Annotated in this window: 18 protein-coding genes; 8 read left to right on the top strand and 10 right to left on the bottom strand. The window is 55.3% G+C overall.

The genetic code is table 11. From position 1 onward, the window contains the following. Window positions 1–182: 182 nt before the first annotated feature. The 4 genes from ACWPW2_RS18635 (at window position 183) to ACWPW2_RS18620 (ending at window position 4,460) form a co-directional block, all read left to right on the top strand. Complete coding sequence (locus ACWPW2_RS18635; protein WP_076769150.1) at window positions 183–1,073, top strand: carbohydrate ABC transporter permease; 891 nt, start codon at window positions 183–185, stop codon at window positions 1,071–1,073. Further along, the gene (locus ACWPW2_RS18630; RefSeq protein ID WP_023480718.1) at window positions 1,066–1,968 is read left to right on the top strand and encodes a carbohydrate ABC transporter permease; all 903 of its coding nucleotides are present in this window, start codon (window positions 1,066–1,068) and stop codon (window positions 1,966–1,968) included. The genes ACWPW2_RS18635 and ACWPW2_RS18630 overlap by 8 nt, the downstream gene beginning before the upstream one ends. A 12-nt stretch (window positions 1,969–1,980) precedes the next feature. Continuing rightward, window positions 1,981–3,108, top strand: coding sequence for an ABC transporter ATP-binding protein (locus ACWPW2_RS18625; RefSeq protein WP_054804551.1), 1,128 nt, complete (start codon window positions 1,981–1,983; stop codon window positions 3,106–3,108). A gap of 62 nt (window positions 3,109–3,170) precedes the next feature. Beyond that, complete coding sequence (locus ACWPW2_RS18620) at window positions 3,171–4,460, top strand: ABC transporter substrate-binding protein (RefSeq protein ID WP_023481034.1); 1,290 nt, start codon at window positions 3,171–3,173, stop codon at window positions 4,458–4,460. A gap of 242 nt (window positions 4,461–4,702) precedes the next feature. Here ACWPW2_RS18620 and araE read toward each other — a convergent pair whose 3' ends face one another. The 3 genes from araE to kduI form a co-directional block, all read right to left on the bottom strand. Next, on the bottom strand, window positions 4,703–6,121 hold the full coding sequence (gene araE, locus ACWPW2_RS18615; protein WP_023480813.1) for an arabinose-proton symporter AraE: 1,419 nt from the start codon (window positions 6,119–6,121) through the stop codon (window positions 4,703–4,705). A 313-nt stretch (window positions 6,122–6,434) separates the two neighbouring features. Next, window positions 6,435–7,196 (bottom strand): 2-dehydro-3-deoxy-D-gluconate 5-dehydrogenase KduD, encoded by a 762-nt coding sequence (gene kduD / locus ACWPW2_RS18610; protein ID WP_454124637.1) that lies wholly within the window; start codon window positions 7,194–7,196, stop codon window positions 6,435–6,437. Window positions 7,197–7,255: 59 nt separating this feature from the next. Further along, a complete protein-coding gene (gene kduI, locus ACWPW2_RS18605; RefSeq protein ID WP_094422984.1) occupies window positions 7,256–8,092 on the bottom strand; it encodes a 5-dehydro-4-deoxy-D-glucuronate isomerase in 837 nt (278 codons plus the stop codon). A 497-nt stretch (window positions 8,093–8,589) separates the two neighbouring features. On the opposite strand from kduI, the gene ACWPW2_RS18600 reads away from it, so the two are divergent. Then, window positions 8,590–9,765 (top strand): oligogalacturonate lyase family protein, encoded by a 1,176-nt coding sequence (locus ACWPW2_RS18600; protein ID WP_454124635.1) that lies wholly within the window; start codon window positions 8,590–8,592, stop codon window positions 9,763–9,765. Window positions 9,766–10,044: 279 nt separating this feature from the next. Here ACWPW2_RS18600 and ACWPW2_RS18595 read toward each other — a convergent pair whose 3' ends face one another. The 5 genes from ACWPW2_RS18595 to ACWPW2_RS18575 all read right to left on the bottom strand — a co-directional run bounded on the left by ACWPW2_RS18595 (window position 10,045) and on the right by ACWPW2_RS18575 (window position 15,016). Next, window positions 10,045–10,725, bottom strand: a complete 681-nt coding sequence (locus tag ACWPW2_RS18595) for an oligogalacturonate-specific porin KdgM family protein (RefSeq protein WP_023480788.1) — start codon at window positions 10,723–10,725, stop codon at window positions 10,045–10,047. 439 nt (window positions 10,726–11,164) lie between these two features. Beyond that, a complete protein-coding gene (locus ACWPW2_RS18590) occupies window positions 11,165–12,346 on the bottom strand; it encodes an acetyl-CoA C-acetyltransferase (RefSeq protein WP_023480881.1) in 1,182 nt (393 codons plus the stop codon). A 155-nt stretch (window positions 12,347–12,501) separates the two neighbouring features. Further along, a complete protein-coding gene (locus ACWPW2_RS18585; RefSeq protein WP_454124632.1) occupies window positions 12,502–13,314 on the bottom strand; it encodes a MetQ/NlpA family ABC transporter substrate-binding protein in 813 nt (270 codons plus the stop codon). 18 nt (window positions 13,315–13,332) lie between these two features. After that, on the bottom strand, window positions 13,333–14,001 hold the full coding sequence (locus tag ACWPW2_RS18580; RefSeq protein ID WP_023480933.1) for a methionine ABC transporter permease: 669 nt from the start codon (window positions 13,999–14,001) through the stop codon (window positions 13,333–13,335). Continuing rightward, window positions 13,994–15,016 (bottom strand): methionine ABC transporter ATP-binding protein, encoded by a 1,023-nt coding sequence (locus ACWPW2_RS18575; RefSeq protein ID WP_094421954.1) that lies wholly within the window; start codon window positions 15,014–15,016, stop codon window positions 13,994–13,996. The genes ACWPW2_RS18580 and ACWPW2_RS18575 overlap by 8 nt, the downstream gene beginning before the upstream one ends. Window positions 15,017–15,411: 395 nt before the next feature. Here ACWPW2_RS18575 and ACWPW2_RS18570 point away from each other — a divergent pair, with 395 nt between their 5' ends. Both ACWPW2_RS18570 and ACWPW2_RS18565 read left to right on the top strand, forming a co-directional pair. Further along, window positions 15,412–16,782: a cystathionine beta-synthase gene (locus ACWPW2_RS18570; protein ID WP_312119138.1), complete on the top strand. Its 1,371-nt coding sequence runs from the start codon at window positions 15,412–15,414 to the stop codon at window positions 16,780–16,782. A 10-nt stretch (window positions 16,783–16,792) separates the two neighbouring features. Further along, window positions 16,793–17,935 carry a trans-sulfuration enzyme family protein gene (locus ACWPW2_RS18565; protein WP_419979681.1) on the top strand — a complete coding sequence of 381 codons (1,143 nt, stop codon included), beginning with the start codon at window positions 16,793–16,795 and terminating at the stop codon, window positions 17,933–17,935. A 10-nt stretch (window positions 17,936–17,945) separates the two neighbouring features. Here the strand turns inward: ACWPW2_RS18565 and ACWPW2_RS18560 are convergent, their stop codons facing one another. Beyond that, window positions 17,946–19,280, bottom strand: coding sequence for a sensor domain-containing diguanylate cyclase (locus ACWPW2_RS18560; RefSeq protein ID WP_023480907.1), 1,335 nt, complete (start codon window positions 19,278–19,280; stop codon window positions 17,946–17,948). A gap of 506 nt (window positions 19,281–19,786) precedes the next feature. On the opposite strand from ACWPW2_RS18560, the gene ACWPW2_RS18555 reads away from it, so the two are divergent. Next, on the top strand, window positions 19,787–20,377 hold the full coding sequence (locus ACWPW2_RS18555; RefSeq protein WP_454125276.1) for a nitroreductase family protein: 591 nt from the start codon (window positions 19,787–19,789) through the stop codon (window positions 20,375–20,377). 517 nt (window positions 20,378–20,894) lie between these two features. Here ACWPW2_RS18555 and ACWPW2_RS18550 read toward each other — a convergent pair. After that, window positions 20,895–22,016 carry a ribosomal protein uL16 3-hydroxylase gene (locus tag ACWPW2_RS18550; RefSeq protein WP_454124628.1) on the bottom strand — a complete coding sequence of 374 codons (1,122 nt, stop codon included), beginning with the start codon at window positions 22,014–22,016 and terminating at the stop codon, window positions 20,895–20,897. Window positions 22,017–22,031: the final 15 nt, after the last annotated feature.

The following is a 22,031-nucleotide window of genomic DNA, read 5'->3' as shown; positions in this document are numbered from 1 at the left end:
ACAATTCAAGAACGCAAGTTCAGAGGATTTTAAAACCCGGAATAATGCCAATAATTTCCGGCAGTTACAGATTTTAAACGCTTTGATTTCATTAAATGTTGTGATCTAACGCACCCTTTGTTGCGTGAAAGGGCGGCGGCTCTCCGAATCCGAATTACACATTGCTCGCCAGGTAGGTATCTATGAATGAAAACAGACTACTGGGATTGGCCTGGATATCACCTTACATAATAGGGTTGATTGTCTTTACCGCTTTCCCATTCATCTCATCCTTCTTTCTCAGTTTTACTGAGTATGATCTGATGAGCCCGCCGGTATTTAATGGCATCGAAAACTACCGCTACATGTTTACTGAAGATACCCTCTTCTGGAAATCGATGGGCGTGACGTTTGCTTATGTCTTTTTAACCATTCCGCTGAAGCTGGCCTTTGCGCTGGGCATCGCCTTTGTGCTCAATTTTAAATTGCGCGGCATCGGCTTTTTCCGCACCGCTTACTACATTCCGTCGATCCTCGGCAGCTCGGTTGCTATCGCGGTGTTGTGGCGCGCGCTGTTCGCCATCGATGGCTTGTTAAACAGCTTTATCGGCGTCTTTGGCCTTGATCCTGTTAACTGGCTCGGCGAGCCGTCGCTGGCGCTGATGTCGGTGACGCTGCTGCGCGTCTGGCAGTTCGGTTCGGCGATGGTGATCTTCCTGGCGGCGCTGCAAAACGTTCCGCAGTCGCAGTATGAAGCGGCGATGATCGACGGCGCCAGCAAATGGCAGATGTTTATGAAGGTGACTGTGCCGCTGATTACGCCGGTGATCTTCTTCAACTTCATCATGCAGACCACGCAGGCGTTCCAGGAGTTTACCGGCCCGTACGTGATTACCGGCGGCGGCCCGACCTACTACACCTATCTCTTCTCGCTCTACATCTACGACACCGCGTTCAAATATTTCGATATGGGTTACGGCGCAGCGCTGGCCTGGGTGCTCTTCCTGGTGGTGGCGGTCTTTGCCTCTGTCGCCTTTAAGTCCTCGAAGTATTGGGTCTTCTACTCTGCCGATAAGGGAGGCAAAAATGGCTGATGTTCAACACCTTACGCCGGGCATGAAAGAGGCTGAACGTGAAGTGGCGCGCACCCTGCGCCGCGAGAAAATCAGCGCCTGGATCCGCTACACGATCCTGCTGCTGGTCGGCCTGCTGATGCTCTACCCGCTGGCGTGGATGTTCTCGGCGTCGTTCAAACCGAACCATGAGATCTTCACCACCCTCGGGCTGTGGCCGAACCACGCCACCTGGGACGGTTTTATCAACGGCTGGAAAACCGGCACCGAATACACCTTCGGCCATTACATGCTCAACACCTTTAAGTATGTGATCCCGAAAGTGATCCTGACGATCATCTCGTCAACGGTGGTGGCGTACGGTTTTGCGCGCTTTGAGATCCCATGGAAGAACTTCTGGTTCGGCACGCTGATCGCCACCATGCTGCTGCCGAGCACCGTGCTGCTGATCCCGCAATACCTGATGTTCCGTGAAATGGGCATGCTCAACAGCTATATGCCGCTCTACCTGCCGCTGGCTTTCGCCACCCAGGGCTTCTTTGTCTTTATGTTGATTCAGTTCTTACGCGGCGTGCCGCGCGATATGGAAGAAGCGGCGCAGATTGATGGCTGTAATTCGTGGCAGGTGCTCTGGTATGTGGTGGTGCCGATCCTGAAACCGGCGATTATCTCCGTGGCGCTGTTCCAGTTTATGTGGTCGATGAACGACTTTATCGGGCCGCTGATCTACGTCTACAGCGTGGATAAATACCCCATCGCGCTGGCGCTGAAAATGTCTATCGACGTGACCGAAGGCGCACCGTGGAACGAAATTCTGGCAATGGCGAGTATCTCCATTCTGCCGTCCATCATTGTCTTCTTCCTGGCACAGCGCTACTTCGTACAGGGCGTCACCAGCAGCGGAATCAAAGGTTAAGAGGGAAGTATCATGGCTGAAGTAATTTTCAACAAACTGGAAAAGGTCTACTCCAACGGCTTCAAAGCGGTACATGGTATCGACCTGAAAATCGCCGACGGTGAGTTTATGGTGATTGTTGGCCCCTCCGGCTGCGCCAAATCGACCACCCTGCGCATGCTGGCAGGGCTTGAGACCATCAGCGGCGGCGAAGTGCGCATCGGCGAGAAGATTGTCAACAACCTCGCGCCGAAGTCGCGCGGCATCGCCATGGTGTTTCAGAACTACGCGCTCTACCCGCATATGACCGTGCGCGAAAACCTCGCCTTCGGCCTGAAGCTGAGCAAAATGCCGAAGGATGAGATCGCACGCCAGGTAGATGAAGCAGCGAAAATTCTCGAACTGGAGGAGTTAATGGATCGTCTGCCGCGCCAGCTCTCCGGCGGCCAGGCGCAGCGCGTGGCCGTTGGCCGTGCGATTGTGAAAAAACCAGATGTCTTCCTGTTTGACGAACCGCTCTCCAACCTTGATGCCAAGCTGCGCGCCTCGATGCGCATCCGCATTTCGGATCTGCATAAACAGTTAAAAAGCTCCGGTAAACCGGCGACCACCGTGTATGTGACCCACGATCAGACCGAAGCGATGACCATGGGCGACCGCATCTGCGTGATGAAGCTCGGCCATATCATGCAGGTCGATACGCCGGATAACCTCTATCACTTCCCGAAAAACATGTTCGTTGCGGGCTTTATTGGCGCGCCGGAGATGAACATCAAACCGGCGAAAATTGTGCAGAAAGAGGGTTCCCTGCACATTACCGTCGGCCAGGAGACGCTGGCGCTTAACGCTCATCAGCAGGAGAGAGTCGCGGCTTATGCCGACAAAGAGGTCTTCTTTGGCGTGCGTCCGGAGTTTGTCTCCGTCGCCGATGAGCCCTTCAGCGACGACTGCGGCGCGGGCGATCTGGTGCGCGTCGAAAACATGGGCCACGAGTTCTTCGTCTACCTGAAAGTCGCCGACTATGAGCTAACCGCCCGCATTCCCTCTGATGAAGCCAGGCCGTTGATTGCTAAGGGGCTTCACCGGAAGGTGTACTTTAAGTTCGACATGAATAAGTGCCATATCTTTGACGCGAAAACGGAACAGAACATCTCTCTATAGCTAAAAACATGCGGGCCGCGTCCGGCGGCCTCAGCGTGACCTACATAAACTGGAGTATAAAAATGAAAAAAGTGCTAATCGGCGCAGCTATCTCCGCAACCCTGGGCATGTGCGCTGTACCCGCCACCGCCGCTGACAATGTTGATTTGCGTATGTCCTGGTGGGGCGGCAACGGTCGTCACCAGGTCACCTTAAAAGCGCTGGAAGAGTTCCATAAACAGCATCCCGATATTACCGTGAAGTCCGAATATACCGGCTGGGACGGGCACCTCTCCCGTCTGACCACGCAGATCGCTGGCGGCACCGAGCCGGACGTAATGCAGACCAACTGGAACTGGCTGCCGATCTTCTCGAAAAACGGCGAAGGTTTTTACGACCTGAACCAGGTGAAAGATATTATCGATCTCAGCCAGTTCGACGCTAAAGAGCTGCAAACCACCACCATTAACGGCAAGTTAAACGGCATTCCTATCTCGGTCACCGCGCGCGTCTTCTACTTCAATGACGAGCAGTGGAAAAAAGCGGGCGTCAGCTTCCCGAAAACCTGGGATGAGCTGATGGCGGCGGGCAAAACCTTTGAGAGCAAGCTGGGCAAACAGTACTACCCGGTAGTGCTGGAGCATCAGGATACGCTGGCGCTGCTCAACTCTTATATGGTGCAGAAGTACAACATTCCGGCCGTTGACGAAAAGACGAAAAAATTCAGCTACAGCAAAGAGCAGTGGGTTGAGTTCTTCCAGATGTACAAAAAGCTGGTCGATAGCCACGTGATGCCGGATTCGAAATACTACGCCTCGTTCGGTAAGAGCAACATGTATGAGATGAAGCCGTGGATCGAGGGTGAATGGGGCGGCACCTATATGTGGAACTCCACCATCACCAAATACTCCGACAACCTGAAGCCACCGGCCAAGCTGGTATTGGGCGACTACCCGATGCTGCCGGGCGCGACCGATGCGGGGCTGTTCTTTAAACCGGCGCAGATGCTGTCGATTGGTAAATCGACCAAACATCCGAAAGAGGCAGCGCAGGTGATCAACTTCCTGCTGAACAGCAAAGAGGGTGTGCAGACGCTGGGCCTTGAGCGCGGTGTGCCGCTGAGCAAAGTGGCGGTTGAGACGCTGACCGCCAGCGGGGTTATCAAAGAGGAGGATCCGGCGGTCGCGGGCCTGCGTCTGGCGCAGTCGCTACCGGCGAAACTCTCGGTGTCGCCGTATTTTGACGATCCGCAAATTGTGGCGCAGTTCGGTACCGCGATTCAGTACATCGATTATGGCCAGAAAACCGTTGAAGAGACCGCGACGGACTTCCAGCGCCAGGCCGAACGTATCCTCAAGCGCGCCATGCGCTAACCAGATTAAAAATCGAAGCTGTAACAAGGATTTGTAGGCCGGATAAGCGTTTACGCGCCATCCGGCAAAAAAATGCCCGGTGGCGCTGCACTTGCCGGGCCTAGGAATGCAGTTTCATTGATGCTGTGGCAACAATATGCCCGGTGGCGCTACGCTTACCGGGCCTACGAATGCGGTTTCATTGATGCTGTGACAAGGTTTTGTAGGCCGGATAAGCGCTTTGCGCGCCATCCGGCAATTCCTCACACGCCGATATTGCGCAACTTCTCCCCGGACATCAAACGACGCTCGATATGCTCCAGCGTAACGTTTTTCGTCTCTGGCACCAGCCAGAAGGTGACGCCTACAAACGCCAGGTTGAGGGCGGTATAGAGCCAGAAGGTGCCCGCCGCGCCAATCGCATCCAGCAGCGTCAGGAAGGTCGCGCCGATAATCATGTTCGACACCCAGTTGGTGGTTGTCGAACAGGTGATACCAAAATCACGGCATTTCAGCGGCTGGATCTCAGAGCACAAAATCCACACCACCGGCGCGGCGCTCATTGCATATCCGGCGATACAGAGCATTGTCATCCCGACCGACACCCACGAAAGACCGCTGGACGCCGTGCCGTTATCAAACTGCATCAGGCAGTAACCGAGGATCAGCGTACCAATCGCCATCACGCTAAAGCCGATTTTCAGCGCCGGTTTGCGCCCGGCTTTGTCCACCGTAAAGACGGCGATAAAGGTGGCGAACATAAAGGTCAGGCCGACCACCAGCGTGGCGATCATCTGCTCTTCCGTGGTGGTAAAACCGGCCATCTTAAAGATGCGCGGCGCGTAATACATGATGATGTTCATGCCGGTGAACTGCTGCATCGCCTGCAGCAGCATGCCGAGAAAGACCGCGCGGCGCACGTTGCGGTTGTTCTTGAACAGCTGAAAGCCGCCCTGCTTCAACTTCAGGCTTTCGCGGATTTCATTCAGCTCTTCACGCGCTTTTTCCGACGTATCGCGCAGCATGCGCAACACCTCTTCCGCTTCAATATGACGCCCTTTCTGCGCCAGCCAGCGCGGGCTGTTGGGTAAAAAGATCACCAGGATAATCAACAGCACCGCCGGTAGCGCCAGCACGCCGAGCATCGCCCGCCAGTTGCCGCTGTAGCTGAAGGCGGTATCGGAGAGAAACGCCAGCACAATCCCCAGCGTTACCATCAGCTGATACATGCTGATCATCTTGCCGCGCACGTTTTCGCTCGCCATCTCGGAGAGATAGAGCGGCGCGGTGTAGGAAGCAATCCCGACCGCCACGCCAAGCAGCACGCGCGAGATGAGCAGCACTTCGACGCTGGTGGCAAACGCCGAGCCGAGCGAACCGGCCACAAAGAGAATGGCCCCGACCATCAGGCTGTATTTGCGCCCGAGGCGGAACGAGAGCCAGCCGTTGAACAGCGCGCCAATCGCCGCGCCGAGCATCATGCTGCTCACCACCCACTCCTGCAGCCGGTTGCTTAAGGTGAAGTGATCGGTAATAAACGGCAGCGCGCCGGCAATCACGCCGATATCAAGGCCAAACAGCAGCCCGGCGACCGCGGCGGAAACAGAGACAAACATATTCATGCGTCGGGTATCACGCAGCGCACGGGGTAAAGCGACAGAATCATTACTGAGAAAAGCCATTATTATTTCCTGCCTGCACAGAATAAGACGTTATATGAAAGTAAGGCAGCGACGGGAAAAGCGTCAGTGAGGAAAACGCGAAGACATGGATAAAATAGCTGTCAGCTACTGTTTTGTGATGGAGTTTACAATTTTGAAAATAGTGTTTAAGCGCTAAACTATTTTTAATTATCTTATTTTTAAGCATATTTTAGCGCTAGTGAAATAATTAAGAGTAAATGATATGGATATTTCAATTTGTTGCGTATGGACAAACAATATGCAGATATAAAAAAACCTGCCGCAGCAGGTTCTTTTATTTATCGCGCAGGGATTAACGCGCCAGCCAGCCGCCATCAACGGCGATGGTGTAGCCATTGATGTAATCAGAGGCTTTAGAGGAGAGGAACACCACCGGCCCCATCAGATCGCTCGGCAGACCCCAGCGGCCAGCCGGGATGCGATCGAGGATCTCAGCGCTGCGCTGTTCGTCGGCACGCAGCTGCTGGGTGTTGTTGGTCGCCATATAACCTGGCGCAATCGCGTTAACGTTGATGTTGTGCTTCGCCCACTCGTTCGCCAGCAGACGAGTCACGCCCATCACGCCGCTCTTAGAGGCGGTGTAAGACGGTACCCGAATGCCGCCCTGGAAGGAGAGCATCGAGGCGATGTTGATGATCTTGCCGCCGTTGCCCTGGGCGATAAAGTGTTTCGCCGCCGCCTGGGACATGAAGAAGACGCTCTTGATGTTCAGGTTCATCACGTCATCCCAGTCCTGCTCGCTGAAGTTGATCGCATCTTCGCGGCGGATCAGACCGGCGTTATTCACCAGGATATCGATTTTGCCAAACTCGGCGACCGCGCGCTCCAGCAGTGTCGGAATGCCGTCGATCTTACGCAGATCGGCGGTCAGGCTCAGAAAACGGCGTCCCAGCGCGGTGACGCGCTCAATGGTTTCAGTCGGTTCAACAATGTTGATGCCGACGATGTCACAGCCCGCTTCCGCGAGGCCCAGCGCCATCCCCTGCCCCAGACCGGTATCGCAACCGCTCACTACTGCAACTTTACCTTGAAGAGAAAATGCATCCAGAATCATGTCAGTTCCTTAATCTATCAGCGCCTGTCACGGACAGGCAGAGTGTTTGCTGCCCGCAATTAGCGCAGATCTTTTACGGCGACGTGGTCCATATCATCAAAGACCTGGTTTTCGCCCACCATCCCCCAGATGAAGGTGTACGCGCGCGTACCGACACCTGAATGGATTGACCAGCTTGGTGAAATCACCGCTTGTTCGTTCTGCATCACGATATGACGCGTCTCCTGCGGCTGGCCCATCATATGGAATACGCAGGCGTCCTCTTCCATATTGAAGTAGAAATAGACTTCCATGCGGCGTTCGTGGGTGTGGCATGGCATGGTGTTCCACAGGTTGCCCGGCGCAAGCTCGGTCAGCCCCATGCTTAACTGGCAGGTCTCCAGCACGTCCGGCACAAAGTACTTATTGATGGTGCGGCGGTTGCTGGTTAACGGATCGCCGAGGGTGACCGGAGAAACCTCCGCAGGCGTCACTTTTTTGGTTGGATAGGTGGTATGAGCCGGGGCGCAGTTGTAGTAAAACTTCGCCGGTTTCGCCGCATCAACGCTGGCGAACACCACCTCTTTCGCGCCTTTGCCGACATAGAGCGCATCACGATGGCCGATTTCATAGATCTCGCCATCAACAGTAATGGTGCCCGCGCCGCCAATATTGATTACGCCCAGCTCGCGGCGCTCAAGGAAATAGGTGACACCCAGCTGTTTACCCACTTCACCGCCAACCGACACGCTTTTCGCCACCGGCTTGATACCGCCGACGATGATGCGATCGATATGGCTGTAAACCATGGTGTATTCATCATCGACGAACACTTTTTCGATTAAAAACTCGTTGCGCAGCCCCTGGGTATCCAGCGTTTTAGCATGCGCGCTGTGGATGCTTTGTCTGACTTCCACACTTACCTCCGACATCAATGTTCAGCAAAATGGCCTGAGACGAAACAGAGAAACAGCGTTCCGTTTCAACTTTTGCTGCATCTTATCCCGGCTAAAACACGTTTTCAATCTTATATAAAACAACGTTTCAATTTTTATGTTAGTTATTTTCCGTTCTGGAAGTAGGATCACGATTGTTGAGCGTTGACAAGGGCTACGGGGCTTAGAAGCATTCCGGTCTATGATAATTAGTTGCTAATAATCAATTAGTTAAATCCAGCTTTGAGATTTGACAGCCGCAGCAAACTTTCTCGTTTAAAATCAAAGCCCATTATTCACGGCTGTGATATCACAATCGCTTTTATGCCCTTTCGTAATAATTTTCTTATAAATTGCGCCCGCAATCACACATATTGAAACGTCGTTTTGATAAATTGAAATCCTATTTTTAAACTTAAGCAGATATGGGGTCATGCGGGGACGCAACATGGCGGCCGGCCCCTCTACAGGAGAGAAAAATGGCGAAAGGCATGCGGGTAAAACTCAACTATGCAGTGAGCCGCGATCCGGATACCGGCGCGGAAGTGACCCGCTTAACCCCTCCGGAGGTGACGTGTCACCGCAACTACTTCTATCAAAAGTGCTTCTTTAACGATGGCAGCCACCTGCTGTTTGCCGGCGAGTTTGACGGCAACTGGAACTACTATCTGCTGGACATTGAGAATGCCGAAGCGGTGCAGTTAACCGAAGGCGCGGGCGATAACACCTTTGGCGGCTTTCTCTCACCGGACGACAGCGCGCTCTACTACGTGAAAAACGATCGCACCCTGCGCGAAGTTAACCTGCACACGCTGGCTGAACGCGAGATCTACCGCGTCCCCGAAGAGTGGGTAGGTTACGGTACCTGGGTCGCTAACAGCGACTGCACCAAGCTGGTGGGAATTGAGATTGCCACCAGTGACTGGACGCCGCTCAACGACTGGCAGCTGTTCCACGACTTCTTCCATAAAGGACCACATTGCCGCCTGCTACGCGTTGATTTACAGACTGGCGAAAGCAAGGTGATCCATGAAGAGAAGATCTGGCTCGGCCACCCGATTTACCGCCCGTTTGATGACAATACCGTGGCGTTTTGCCATGAAGGCCCGCACGATTTGGTCGATGCGCGGATGTGGCTGGTGAATGAAGATGGCAGCAACGTGCGCAAGGTGAAGGATCATGCTGAAGGTGAGAGCTGTACCCATGAGTTCTGGGTGCCGAACGGTTCGGCGCTGGTCTATGTCTCCTATCTGAAAGGCGAACAGGGGCGCTCTATCTCTCGCTTTTATCCAGAGAGCGGCGTGAATGAGGAGATTATGCCGATGCCAGCCTGCTCACATTTGATGAGTAACTTTGACGGCACGCTGCTTGTTGGTGACGGCTCCGGCACGCCGGTCGATGTGAAAGATACCGGCGGCTACACCATTGATAACGACCCCTATCTCTATGTGTTCGATGTGGCGCAGAAAGGGTATTACCGCGTCGCGCGTCATGACACCTCATGGGCGACCTTTGCCAACAGCCGCCAGGTCACGCATCCGCATCCCTCTTTTACCCCGGATGACAGCGCAGTGCTGTTCAGTTCCGATAAAGACGGCAAACCGGCGCTCTATATCGCCAAACTGCCCGAGCAGCGCACCCTGCTGCAACCCTGAATTTGAGTGAGTGTTTCTGTAACTGGCCTTGCCCTCCTATGGAGGGCCTTTTTTTGCGTGCTATTTTCCGGCATCGAACCCGTAGGCCGTATAAGCGTAAGCGCCATCCGGCAATAAACTCTGCGGTAATCATGCCGGATGGCGGCGATGCCTTATCCGGCCTACATGATTCCATTCTCCGGCACTGATCCCGTAACGCGTAAGTCACGGGCGGCGCGAAGAATGATGGGCATAAAAAACCCGGTGCCAGGCACCGGGTGTTTGAAAATATTCAGAGATTCAGAAAGAGTAAGCGACACCCAAACGGAAACGGGTCTGACGCTCGTCGGTATTCTTCACGCCCACGTTACCGATTTCGACATACGGTGACCAGTTTTTATCAAGTTTGTACGCCAGCTTGGCATTATATTCGTTGGAGTAGTTTTTATTATTTTCGCGCACCACATCTTCTGTGCTTTTGGCATATACGTAGTTCAGCTCGGTGCGGAAGTCGCCCATTGCCCAGCCCACCCACGCATCGAATTTATTGACTTTGTTATCGACCACGTTGGAATCCGGGTTGCGGGTATATTCATAACGGTAACGGCCCGCAATATAGACGCCGTTATCAAAGCTGTATTGCGCATGAATATAGGGTTTATAGATCGAGAAGGTATCTTTGCTTTCAATATTAAAGCCTGGTGTTAACGCAATATTCTTGGTGGCAGCCCAGCGCCAGTTGATCGACTCTTCATGACCGTTGCCGACAATCTCCGTTAACGGTTTATCAGCATCATCACCACCTGATTTCCATTTCGCTTCAACGCCAAAACCCAGTCCATTATCAAAGCGATGCGACACGGCTACGCGATCGGCGTTGGAGCCGCTGTCAATGTATTCATGACGCAGATCGACGGTAACAGCGTACGAAGCGAAGGATGCGCCAAGGAGAGTAGCAAGGGCCAGAGTTTTCTTAAACATGAGCAACCTCAACAATTAAAATTACGTTTCATTTTTATGGAATTGCATTTTATTTTTATAGTAACTTTATTTTAGTGATCTGGATCGTAAATATTTCTCTAGAAAATAGCGAAGTAAAAGCGCGTGACGAGCATCAATAAAAGTTGCTCTTTAGGGTTAAAAAAAGCGTTTAAGATCACACCACAGGATTATTATCGAGCTTTACATAAAGCCAATTAAATAGCGCGCAGAGGGCGGCGAGAAAATGCACATAAAATTAATAAGCAGGCTTATCAGTTGAAAATAAAATGGTCACGCAGGGGATAATGCTATTTTTAGCGATTACTTTTATTCTTAAGGCAGGAAAGAGAAGGTTTTATTTTTATTGAAACGTAAGCTGCGAGAGGGATCACAAATAATAACGTCCTCAGGACGAGGACGTTATTATCAGCAACCAGGATTAGTCACGCTCGATCGCCAGCGCGACGCCCTGGCCACCGCCAATACAGAGTGTTGCCAGCCCTTTGCGCGCCTTGCGCTTTTGCATCTCATGCACCAGCGACACCAAAATGCGGCAGCCGGAAGCCCCAATCGGATGACCGAGCGCAATCGCGCCGCCGTTGACGTTAACGCGCTTCTCATCCCACTCAAGGATTTTGCCCACCGACAGCGCCTGCGCGGCATAAGCCTCGTTGGCTTCAATCAGGTCGACATCATCCAGCTGCCAGCCCGCGCGCTCAAGGCAACGGCGCATGGCGTAAACCGGCGCAATGCCCATCAGCGCCGGGTCAACGCCCACGCTTGCAAAGGCGCGAATGCGCGCCAGCACCGGTAAGTTGAGCGCCTCTGCGCGTTCCGCGCTCATCATCAGCACCGCCGCTGCGCCATCGTTAATCGGCGATGCGTTACCGGCCGTCACCGAGCCGCTGGTTTCAAAAGCCGGGCTGAGCTGCGCCAGCGCTTCAGCACTGGCATCGGTGCGCGGCTGCTCATCGGTATCGACCAGCACGCGCTTGCCGTCGGCGCTCTGAGTCTGCACGGGGACGATCTCGTCGCGAAAACGGCCAGAGTCGATAGCCATCCGCGCTTTATGTTGCGAACTGAGCGCCCACTCATCCTGGCGCTCGCGGCTGATGCCATATTCCCGCGCCAGGTTCTCCGCCGTGACGCCCATATGGTAATCATTGAATGCATCCCATAGCCCATCATGCACCAGGCTGTCGATAAGCTGGCTGTTGCCAAGCTGCGCGCCGGTGCGGCTATCGGTTAACACATGCGGCGCGCGGCTCATGTTCTCCTGGCCACCGGCAATCACCACGTCGGCTTCGCCGCACTGGATCGCCTGCGAGGCGAGATGCAGTGCTTTCAGCCCGGAGCCGCACACGTCGTTGATGGTGATCGCAGAAACGGTATTCGGCAGCCCGCCTTTGATCGCCGACTGGCGCGCCGGGTTCTGCCCGGCCCCGGCGGTCAGCACCTGGCCCAGAATCACTTCATCGATATCCTGCGGCTGCACGCCGCTGCGCGTCAGTAACGCCTGCACCACCGCGCTGCCCAGCTCAACGGCAGAGTGACGCGACAGCGCCCCCTGAAAACAGCCGATTGGCGTGCGCACAGCGCCGACAATCACCACATCTTTCATCTCTACCCCCACGATGGCTGAACCGGGCAATAGTAGAGCATTGTTAAAAAGGTTTATCAGGGATGTTTAAAATTGGTGAGATTAATCACAGGGAATTGTACGGGGCGATCGAGGAAGAAGAGATGCGCGGCCAGGGCGACCGCGCATCAGGGAGATTAGTTGTTTACCGGAATAACCGCGCCTTTGTATTTGGTGCGGATCCAATCCTGAATCTCTTTTGAGTGCAGCACGTTCACCAGCGCCACGATATCTTTCTTCTTCTCGTCGCCGCGATGCACGGTAATGATGTTGGCATACGGGTTATTCTCACCGCTCTCGACGGCAATCGGATCGTGAACCGGGTCGAGACCGGCATCAATCGCGTAGTTGGCGTTGATCACCACCGCGTCGCCTTCATCATTGTTGTACATCTGCGGCAGCAGCGCTGCTTCAACGTTCGGCAGGAACTTCAGTTTTTTCGGGTTCTCAACGATATCGTCGATGCGCGCGGTCACTTTATCGATGCCCGGCTTCAGCTTGATGACGCCCTCTTTTTCAAAGATAGAGAGGATACGTCCCTCTTCAGAGACCGCGTCACGCATGATGATTTTGCCGCCTTGCGGCAGATCTTTCAGCGATTTGTATTTTTTGGAGTAGATACCAATCGGCTCAATATGGATCGCACCGGCGCTGACGAAATCATAGGTTTTGTCGCCCGCGTGATCTTTCAGCACGCTATTCAGGTACGGAATGTGCTGGAAGTAGTTGGCATCGATTTCACGGCCCGCCAGCGCGGTGTTCGGCAGGATGTAATCCTGGAACGGTTTGATCTCCAGATCGATGCCCTGCTTCGCCAGAATCGGCTTCGCCTGCTCAAGGATTTCCGCGTGCGGTACGTTAGACGCACCAACGGTCAGCGTATCGGCCCAGGAGGAGAAACTCAGCACGCTGAGGGTGGCTGCGGCAATCAGTGTCAGTGTCTTTTTCATGTTGTTGGTTTCCAATAGTTATCGTTTATCTAACAGAGAGGTAATCACGTCGCCGCAGAACTGGATGATGAAGACGATGATAAGAATGGTCACCGTCGCCACCAGCGTGACGTCGTTATGGTTCCGCTGGAATCCTTCCAGATAAGCAAGATTGCCCAGGCCACCTGCGCCGATCACCCCGGCCATGGCGCTGTAGCTCACCAGCGCAATCAGCGTCACGGTAATACCGGAGACCAGCGCAGGCGATGATTCGGGAAGCAGCACCCGAAAGACTAAGGTGCTGAGACGCGCGCCCATTGAGCGCGTCGCCTCAATGACCCCTTTATCCACTTCGCGCAGCGCAATCTCCACCAGCCGCGCATAGAACGGTGCCGCGCCGACAATCAGCGCCGGTAGCGCCGCGTTAGCACCGAGAATCGAGCCGACAATCGCCTTGGTAAAGGGGATTAACAGCACAATCAAAATGATGAACGGAATCGAGCGGAAGACGTTCACCAGAATCGAAATGACGCTATAGAGCGCGCGGTTCTGGAACAGCCCGCCGCGCGCGGTGAGAAACAGCGCCAGCCCAAGCAGAATGCCCAGCACGAAGGTTGCCGCGCCCGAGAGCGCCGTCATATAGAGCGTCTCCTGCGTTGCCGCCCAGAGTTGCTCCCATTTCAGGTGCGGAAAAAGTGATTCAGCCATGGGTCACGACCTCGCTCTCAATGTTGCTCTTGCCGAGATCGGTAAGAATGTTGTTCAGTTGTTCCGGAGTTGCCACCACGTGCACCCATAATTGCCCAAATACACCATGCGCGGTTTGCGACATCTTGCCGTGCAGAATGTTAAACGGCAGGCCGTAGCGCAGCGTCAGTTCGCCGACAATCGGCTGATGGGTGCTGTGGCCGGTAAAGGTGAGCTTAATCACCGTGCCGTCGAGATCGCTGTTCAGATCCGGGTTGAAGGTTTCCTCTTCTTTATACTGGCTCACCTGGCGCACAAACTGCTTAGTGATCGGCTGCTGCGGATGGGTAAAGACCTGCAGCACATCGCCCTCTTCCACCACTCTGCCCTCTTCCATCACCGCGACGCGGTCGCAAATCTTGCGCACCACGTGCATTTCATGGGTGATAAGCACAATCGTCAGCTTGAAGCGGCGATTGATATCAAGCAGCAGGTCGAGGATCTGATCGGTGGTTTGCGGGTCGAGCGCCGAGGTGGCCTCATCGCAGAGCAACACATCGGGATTGTTAGCCAGCGCGCGGGCAATGCCGACACGCTGCTTCTGCCCGCCGCTCAGTTGCGACGGATAGGCGTTTTCGCGCCCTTTCAGCCCCACCAGCTCAATCAACTCGGCAACGCGCGCGTTGATCGCTTTCTTCGGTGCACCGGCGATCTGCATGGAAAAGGCGATGTTCTCGCTCACCGTGCGCGACCATAAAAGGTTGAAGTGCTGAAAGACCATGCTGATCTTCAGACGCGCCTGGCGCAGAGCTTCACCACGCGCGGCGGCAATATCCTGGCCGTTAATCACCACGCTGCCGTTGGTCGGCTTTTCCAGCCCGTTGAGTAAGCGGATCAGCGTACTTTTGCCCGCACCGCTGTAACCGATAATTCCATAAATTTGCCCCTGCTCAACCGTCAGATTGACGTTGTCGACGGCGGTAATCGATGCCTTTCCCTGGTCGAAGATCTTGGAGATATTCCTGAGGACGATCATGCGTTGGTATTTTCCGTTTGGCGGTTTAGCAGTATGGATGTCCAGATGATAATAATCAGCCAGCGTTATAATACAAATAACCAAATAGACATTAGATATAGCAGAAAGCGCTAAAAGCGTTATAACGCGGCGTCGCAAACTAAGAATTTATTCAGTATAAGATTGCCGAAAAACGCATAACAGCGGCGAAAGAGTGAAGAAAAAGGGAGAAAAAGCATTTAAAAAGCGCAGTTTTAGCGATATACCCATCCAGACGACTGCACGGCTTGCCGCCCCGATGGCTAAACAGTGCTTTATATTTCTATTCGTTCTAAATACCAAACAAAGATTCTTTAAACGCGCAAAAAGAGAGACCTATCATCCGCTCACTTCCCTGATTAGCGAGCAAATGGGTTATGTCACTTTTTCATTCAGTAACTGAATTAATTGGTAATACACCGCTGCTGCAACTGCACAAATTACCGACCGGGCCGTGCGAACTGTTCTTAAAACTGGAAAACCAGAACCCCGGCGGCTCGATAAAAGACCGCGTCGCGCTATCGATGATCAACGAAGCCGAGCGGCAAGGCGTGCTGAAACCGGGCGGAACCATTATCGAGGCCACGGCGGGCAATACTGGCCTGGGGCTGGCGCTGATCGCCGCGCAAAAGGGCTACTCGCTGGTGCTGGTGGTGCCCGACAAAATGAGCCGCGAGAAGATTTTCCACCTGCGCGCGCTGGGGGCGAAGGTGGTGATCACCCGCTCCGATGTGAACAAAGGCCATCCGGCTTATTACCAGGATTATGCGCGCCGTCTCGCCGACGAGACCCCCGGTGCGTTCTATATCGACCAGTTTAATAACGCCGCCAATCCGCTGGCCCATAGCACCTCTACCGCGCCGGAACTCTTCACGCAACTGGAGGGGAAAATCGATGCCATTGTGGTGGGTGTCGGCTCCGGCGGGACGCTCGGCGGGTTGCAGGCATGGTTTGCCGAACACTCTCCCGACACCGAATTTGTGCTCGCCGATCCGGCAGGCTCGATCCTCGCCGACCAGGTGGAAACGGGGCGCTACGGCGAACCCGGCGCGTGGCTGGTGGAGGGGATCGGCGAAGACTTTATCCCGCCGCTGGCGCAGCTCGACGGCGTGCGTCAGGCGTTTCGCATTAGCGATAAAGAGGCCTTTGCCACCGCGCGCCTGCTGCTGCAACAGGAAGGCATTCTCGCGGGCTCTTCTACCGGCACGCTGCTGAGCGCGGCGCTGCGCTACTGCCAGGCGCAAACTTCGCCGAAGCGGGTCGTCACCTTTGCCTGCGACAGCGGCAATAAATACCTCTCGAAAATGTTTAACGATGACTGGATGCGCCAGCAGGGTTTGCTGACGCGCCCGTCGCAGGGCGATCTGACGGACTTTATTGCGCTTCGCCATGACGAAGGGGCAACGGTGACCGCCTCGCCCGACGACAGCCTTGCAACGGTGCTGGCGCGCATGCGGCTGTATGACATTTCGCAGCTCCCGGTGTTGGAAAATGGCCAGCTTGTCGGGCTGGTTGATGAGTGGGATTTGATAAGCCATGTGCAGGGCGACAGCGAGCGTTTCGCCCTGCCGGTGAAGGCGGCGATGACCCGCAATCTGGAAGTGCTGGATAAACATGCCCCGGAAAGCGCCATGCGTGACATTTTCGATCGCGGTCTTGTGGTGGTGATCACCGATAACGGCCGCTTTGTCGGCCTGATTACCCGCAGCGATGTCTTAACAACCTGGCGTAATCGACTGGAACAATAAGGAAAACGAGATGAAATTACTGGCTACGCAGAGCGTCCACAGCGGCATTTTTCACGACCAACACGGCGCGGTGATGCCGCCGATTTACGCCACCTCCACCTTCGCGCAACCGGCGCCGGGGCAGCATACCGGCTATGAGTATTCGCGCAGCGGTAACCCCACCCGCCATACGCTGGAAACGGCGATTGCCGAGCTGGAGGGCGGAACGCGCGGCTACGCTTTTGCTTCCGGGCTGGCGGCGATCTCCACGGTGCTGGAGCTGCTGGATAGCGGCAGCCATATCGTGGCGATTGATGATGTTTACGGCGGCACTTATCGCCTGATCGAAAACGTGCGTCGACGTAGCGCCGGGCTTGAGGTGAGCTGGGTGAAGCCGGACGATCTGGCCGGGCTGGAAGCGGCAATCCGCCCACAAACGCGGATGATTTGGGTCGAAACGCCGACCAATCCGCTGCTGAAGCTGGTCGATCTGCAACAGGTTGCGGAGATCGCCAGACGCCATAACGTACTGAGCGTGGCGGATAACACCTTTGCCTCGCCGGTGATCCATCGCCCGCTGGAACTGGGGTTCGACATTGTGGTGCACTCCGCCACCAAATACCTTAACGGGCACTCCGATGTGGTCGCAGGCCTCGCGGTAGTGGGCGATAACCCGGCACTTGCGGAGAAGCTGGGCTATTTGCAAAACGCGGTCGGCGGCGTGCTTGATCCCTTTAGTAGTTTCCTGACCCTGCGCGGTATCCGCACCTTGTCCCTGCGCGTTGAGCGCCACAGCAGTAACGCGCTGGCGCTGGCCCGCTGGCTGGAGCAGCATCCACAGGTTGAAAAGGTGTGGTTCCCATGGCTGGAGTCGCACCCGCACTATCAGCTGGCGCGCAAGCAGATGGCGCTGCCGGGCGGCATGATCTCGGTGGTGGTGAAAGGGGACGACCCGCGCGCGACGCAGATCATCCAGAAGCTGAAGCTGTTTACGCTGGCAGAGAGCCTCGGCGGCGTAGAGAGCCTGGTGAGCCAGCCTTTCAGCATGACTCACGCCTCCATTCCGCTCGAACAGCGGCTGGCAAACGGCATCACTCCACAATTGATCCGTCTATCGGTGGGGATTGAGGATGAAGCGGATCTGATTGCCGACTGGCAGCAGGCTCTGTCGTAACAGAGCGCCGTCAAGCGCCCTGAGAAGTGGTCGGCATATCTCTGGCAGAGACCACCTGATTGCGGCCCTGCTTTTTCGCAGCGTAGAGCGCGGTATCCGCCCGGTGAATTAACCCGCTGGCAATCATATGCAGCGGTTTTTCATCAACAGGCAGGAGATCGCCTTGCAGGGTCGCGACGCCGATGCTGATGGTCAAAAAGCCGGTCGGGCTAGCGGCGTGCGGACGCCTGAGGGCGCTAATATCATGCCGCACCCCTTCGGCGACGCGCATCGCCTGCGCGAGGCTGGTGCCGGGCAGGATAATCAAAAACTCCTCCCCGCCGTAGCGGCTGACATTATTGTTGCTGCGCAGCCGCGCCGAGGTCAGCGTAGTGGCAACCAGCCGCAGGCAGTCATCCCCCGCCTGGTGACCCTGCGAGTCGTTGTAGTATTTGAAATAGTCGATATCCGCCAGGCAGACCGAGAGCGGGAACCCCTCCTGCAGCGCGCGGTTAATCTCCTGCAACAGGCGCTCATCCATATAGCGGCGGTTAAACAGCCCGGTCAGGTGATCGTGCTGGGCATACTGCTGCAACACCTTATTGGCGTTTGCCAGCTTCTGCTCCGCCAGGCGACGCTCGGTAATATCGACCCAGGTAACCGACAATCCGACCACAATGTCCATCGCGTCGCGCACCGGTACCGCCTGGATATCGTAACTGCGCTCATGCCAGCTCAGCTCACGCGATGGCGGCACGCCGCCCGCTTTGGCTAAGGCAAAATCGGCAACGAAGAAGGGCCAGAACTCCGGCATCAGCTGCTGAAAATGGCAATGGGTATCTTTTGGCGCACTGTCGCCGAGCAGTTTCGCCATCGCTTTATTGAACATCACCAGATGCCCGCGGCTGTCGATCATGCAGAGCGCCACGGCGGTGGTGTCGTAAATGGTCTCCAGTTGCAGCACACGTTCGCCGAGATTGGAGATATTTCTGTCGATACCGCGATAACCGCGCAGCTCGCCCTGCTCATCGAAGAGCGGAACGCCGCTGGTCTCCAGCACCACAATGCCGCCATCGGCGCGCTGGTTGCGGTTGACCAGCCCGGAAAAGGCGCGCTTTTCCGCCACGATGGCACCAAATGCCCCGGCAACGCGCTCGGCTTCGCCTGGCGGCATAAAATCGAAAGGCGTTTTGCCAATCACCTCTTCCGGGGAAACCCCCAGGAGATCCGTCACCACGTCTGACGACCAGGTGTAACGCCCTTGTGCATCCACTTCCCAGACCCAGTCCGAATTATTATTTAATAATTCAAACAGATGCCTGATCTCTTCATCCCTGTGATCGTGCTCTTTTTTATCATTATTCATTTCATTGGTTCCGCATGACCCACTATGCGCTCAATAACAGCTGGAGAAGGTGATGAAGGGGTGAATCATTGACTTCATAAATACTTGCCATCGCTCTACACTGCACAAATGCAGGATGAAAGAGAAGATGCTTTGCCACAGATTTGCGTAAAAAAAAAGCGTCAGAGGGGGCTTTTTTGCCGGGCAAACGGCTCCGTTCGCCGCGACGGATAATAATAGCCGACGGTAAATGACTCCGTTAACCTTTTCGCTGAGCGCGCATGCAGGCGGCGTAAAATGCCGCGCTTTCTTTCATCTGTTTGCTGAATGGAATCTTATCGGCATGTGTTGAGATAACTTTGCTACTTTCAACGTTACTGCTCAGAACAGGAGCGCTGTTTATGGATCCGTTTCAGCAAATATTGAAGTCGACTATCGCCCGTACAGAGGTGGTTCCGCCCGCCGTAGCGCCGCAAGCGTTGCTGGAAACGGTATTCAACGTTCAGACCCTCGTTCCGCCCGTGGAGATGTTCCTCGCGCTGGCGAAGGCGCGCCGCTCGATCTACGCGCTGGGGAAAGATCTGCCGGTATCGCACGAAGAGGCGATCGCCACGATCAAGGAGGCGATCCGCCAGGCACCTTCGGCGTTTCATTCGCAAACTTCACGCGCGCTGATCCTGCTCGATCATGAGCATGAACGCTTCTGGGATCTTGTGCGTGCGCAGATGCGTAATGTGATCCCGGCGGAGAGTTTTCACGCCACCGCCGATAAGCTCGATGGCTTCAGCGCAGCTGCCGGCACGGTGCTCTTTTTTGAGGATCAGGAGGAGGTAAGCCATCTGCAACGCCAGTACATTGCCTATGCCGAGCATTTTCCCGTTTGGTCAGAACAGAGCAGCGGCATTGCGCAATACGCGGTGTGGCTGGCGCTGGCGGAGAAAAAGATTGGCGCGAATTTGCAGCATTATCACCTGCTGATTGATGCCGATGTGCGCGCAACGTGGAATATTCCCGAGAGCTGGACGTTACGCGCCGAGATGAATTTTGGTGCCATCCTCGCGCCCGCAGAGGAGAAGACGTTTATCGACGACGAGAAGCGATTTATCGTCGCCAGATAAGTCGTAGGCCGGATAATTCGTAGGCCGGATAAGGCTGTAAGCCGCCATCCGGCACCTGCACAACGGCAAAATGCCGGATGGCGCTGCGCTTATCCGGCCTACGCCTAACTGCGTGAAATGTGCTTATCTCACCTACGCGTAACAGCCTGGAATGTAGGGCGGATAAGGCTGAAAGCCGCCATCCGGCACCTGCACACGGGCAAAATGCCGGATGGCGCTGCACTTATCCGGCCTGGGCGTAACTGCGTGAAATGTGCTTATCTGACCTACGCGTAACAGCCTGGAATGTAGGCCGGATAAGGCTGTAAGCCGCCATCCGGCACCTGCACAACGGCAAAATGCCGGATGGCGCTGCGCTTATCCGGCCTACGACTAACTGCGTGAAATGTGCTTATCTGACCTACGCGTAACCGCCTGGAATGTAGGCCGGATAAGGCTGAAAGCCGCCATCCGGCAACTGCACAACGGCAATTGCCGGATGGCGCTGCGCTTATCCGGCCTACGCGTAACTGCGTGATTAATCCTCGAAATACCAATAACCCTGATTGACCAGCCAGGTCAGCTCGTCGGCAAAGGCCGGGTTATCCAGCGCGCTGCCCAACTCCTGCACGCCAATGGTGGTGTAACGACACAATGCATCGGCGGCTTGCGGCTCGGCGGTCTCCAGACATTCGCTATTGATAAAGAAACGGTCGCCGACGCGCAGGGCGCGCAGCCCGCTGAGACGCGTTAACCTCTGCCCCTCTTTCAGTGCGCCGATCACCTCATCGACCGGGTAATCATCCGGCTCCGGTGCCACATCCAGTTCATGGCGCGGCGTGGTAATAAAGCTGCCAAACCAGCGGTTGAAGTGCTCAGGATCGTTGATCATCGAGATCATCATATTGCGCACGCGCTCCAGCTCGTACTCCTCCACCCGGCCAGTATGTTCACGGCAGGTGAGATCCGGATCGCTGTAGTGTTCGCCGCCAAGATCGTTTTCCAGCGCGTAATCCGCAAAGCTGCTGATCAGATCGCGGCCGTTCGGCCCACGAAAACCAATCGAGTAGTTGAAAGCAGTCTCATGCGTAAAGCCATCGTGCGGGAAACCGGGTGGGATGTAGAGGATATCGCCCGGAGCAAGATCTTCATCAATGATCGGCTGGAAAGGATCGACATGCAGCAGCGCCGGATGCGGGCAGAACTGGCGCATCGGCAGCTTATCGCCCACGCGCCAGCGGCGGCTGCCCATCCCCTGAATAATAAAGACGTCGTACTGGTCGATATGCGGGCCAACGCCGCCGCCCGGCACGGAGTAGGAGATCATCAGATCATCAAAGCGCCAGGCGGGCAGCACGCGAAACGGCTCCACCAGCTCGGCGGAGGGCGCATGCCAGTGGTTAACCGCCTGTGCCAGCAGGGACCAGTCGCGCTCGCCTAAATGATCGAACGTCTCGAAGGGGCCATTCCACGCCTGCCACTGGCCGTTGACGTGGCTGACAATGCGGCTGTCGATCTCCGGCTCCATCGCCAGGCCTGCCAGTTCATCGGGCGAAATCGGGTCGACAAAATTGGTAAATGCGCCTTTCAGCACCACAGGTTGCTTCTGCCAGTACTTCTCAAGAAATTCCGGCCAGTTGAGGTTGAGTTGGTAAGCCATAGATCCACACCAGTG

Source organism: Kosakonia sp. Marseille-Q7440 (assembly GCF_965119485.1).
Note: the sequence above shows the minus strand (reverse complement) of the source record. Positions and strands in the feature narration are given on the sequence as shown.

What these genes read in the sequence shown, in the direction of transcription:
- kduD (WP_454124637.1), bottom strand. Translation starts at nt 7,196, where the DNA reads ATGATTCTGGATGCATTTTCTCTTCAAGGTAAAGTTGCAGTAGTGAGC.
- ACWPW2_RS18580 (WP_023480933.1), bottom strand. Translation starts at nt 14,001, where the DNA reads ATGGCTGAATCACTTTTTCCGCACCTGAAATGGGAGCAACTCTGGGCG.
- ACWPW2_RS18560 (WP_023480907.1), bottom strand. Translation starts at nt 19,280, where the DNA reads ATGAATAATGATAAAAAAGAGCACGATCACAGGGATGAAGAGATCAGG.
- ACWPW2_RS18600 (WP_454124635.1), top strand. Translation starts at nt 8,590, where the DNA reads ATGGCGAAAGGCATGCGGGTAAAACTCAACTATGCAGTGAGCCGCGAT.
- ACWPW2_RS18625 (WP_054804551.1), top strand. Translation starts at nt 1,981, where the DNA reads ATGGCTGAAGTAATTTTCAACAAACTGGAAAAGGTCTACTCCAACGGC.
- ACWPW2_RS18550 (WP_454124628.1), bottom strand. Translation starts at nt 22,016, where the DNA reads ATGGCTTACCAACTCAACCTCAACTGGCCGGAATTTCTTGAGAAGTAC.
- araE (WP_023480813.1), bottom strand. Translation starts at nt 6,121, where the DNA reads ATGGCTTTTCTCAGTAATGATTCTGTCGCTTTACCCCGTGCGCTGCGT.
- ACWPW2_RS18565 (WP_419979681.1), top strand. Translation starts at nt 16,793, where the DNA reads ATGAAATTACTGGCTACGCAGAGCGTCCACAGCGGCATTTTTCACGAC.
- ACWPW2_RS18575 (WP_094421954.1), bottom strand. Translation starts at nt 15,016, where the DNA reads ATGATCGTCCTCAGGAATATCTCCAAGATCTTCGACCAGGGAAAGGCA.
- ACWPW2_RS18630 (WP_023480718.1), top strand. Translation starts at nt 1,066, where the DNA reads ATGGCTGATGTTCAACACCTTACGCCGGGCATGAAAGAGGCTGAACGT.
- ACWPW2_RS18620 (WP_023481034.1), top strand. Translation starts at nt 3,171, where the DNA reads ATGAAAAAAGTGCTAATCGGCGCAGCTATCTCCGCAACCCTGGGCATG.
- ACWPW2_RS18590 (WP_023480881.1), bottom strand. Translation starts at nt 12,346, where the DNA reads ATGAAAGATGTGGTGATTGTCGGCGCTGTGCGCACGCCAATCGGCTGT.
- ACWPW2_RS18570 (WP_312119138.1), top strand. Translation starts at nt 15,412, where the DNA reads ATGTCACTTTTTCATTCAGTAACTGAATTAATTGGTAATACACCGCTG.
- ACWPW2_RS18635 (WP_076769150.1), top strand. Translation starts at nt 183, where the DNA reads ATGAATGAAAACAGACTACTGGGATTGGCCTGGATATCACCTTACATA.
- ACWPW2_RS18555 (WP_454125276.1), top strand. Translation starts at nt 19,787, where the DNA reads ATGTTCCTCGCGCTGGCGAAGGCGCGCCGCTCGATCTACGCGCTGGGG.
- ACWPW2_RS18595 (WP_023480788.1), bottom strand. Translation starts at nt 10,725, where the DNA reads ATGTTTAAGAAAACTCTGGCCCTTGCTACTCTCCTTGGCGCATCCTTC.
- ACWPW2_RS18585 (WP_454124632.1), bottom strand. Translation starts at nt 13,314, where the DNA reads ATGAAAAAGACACTGACACTGATTGCCGCAGCCACCCTCAGCGTGCTG.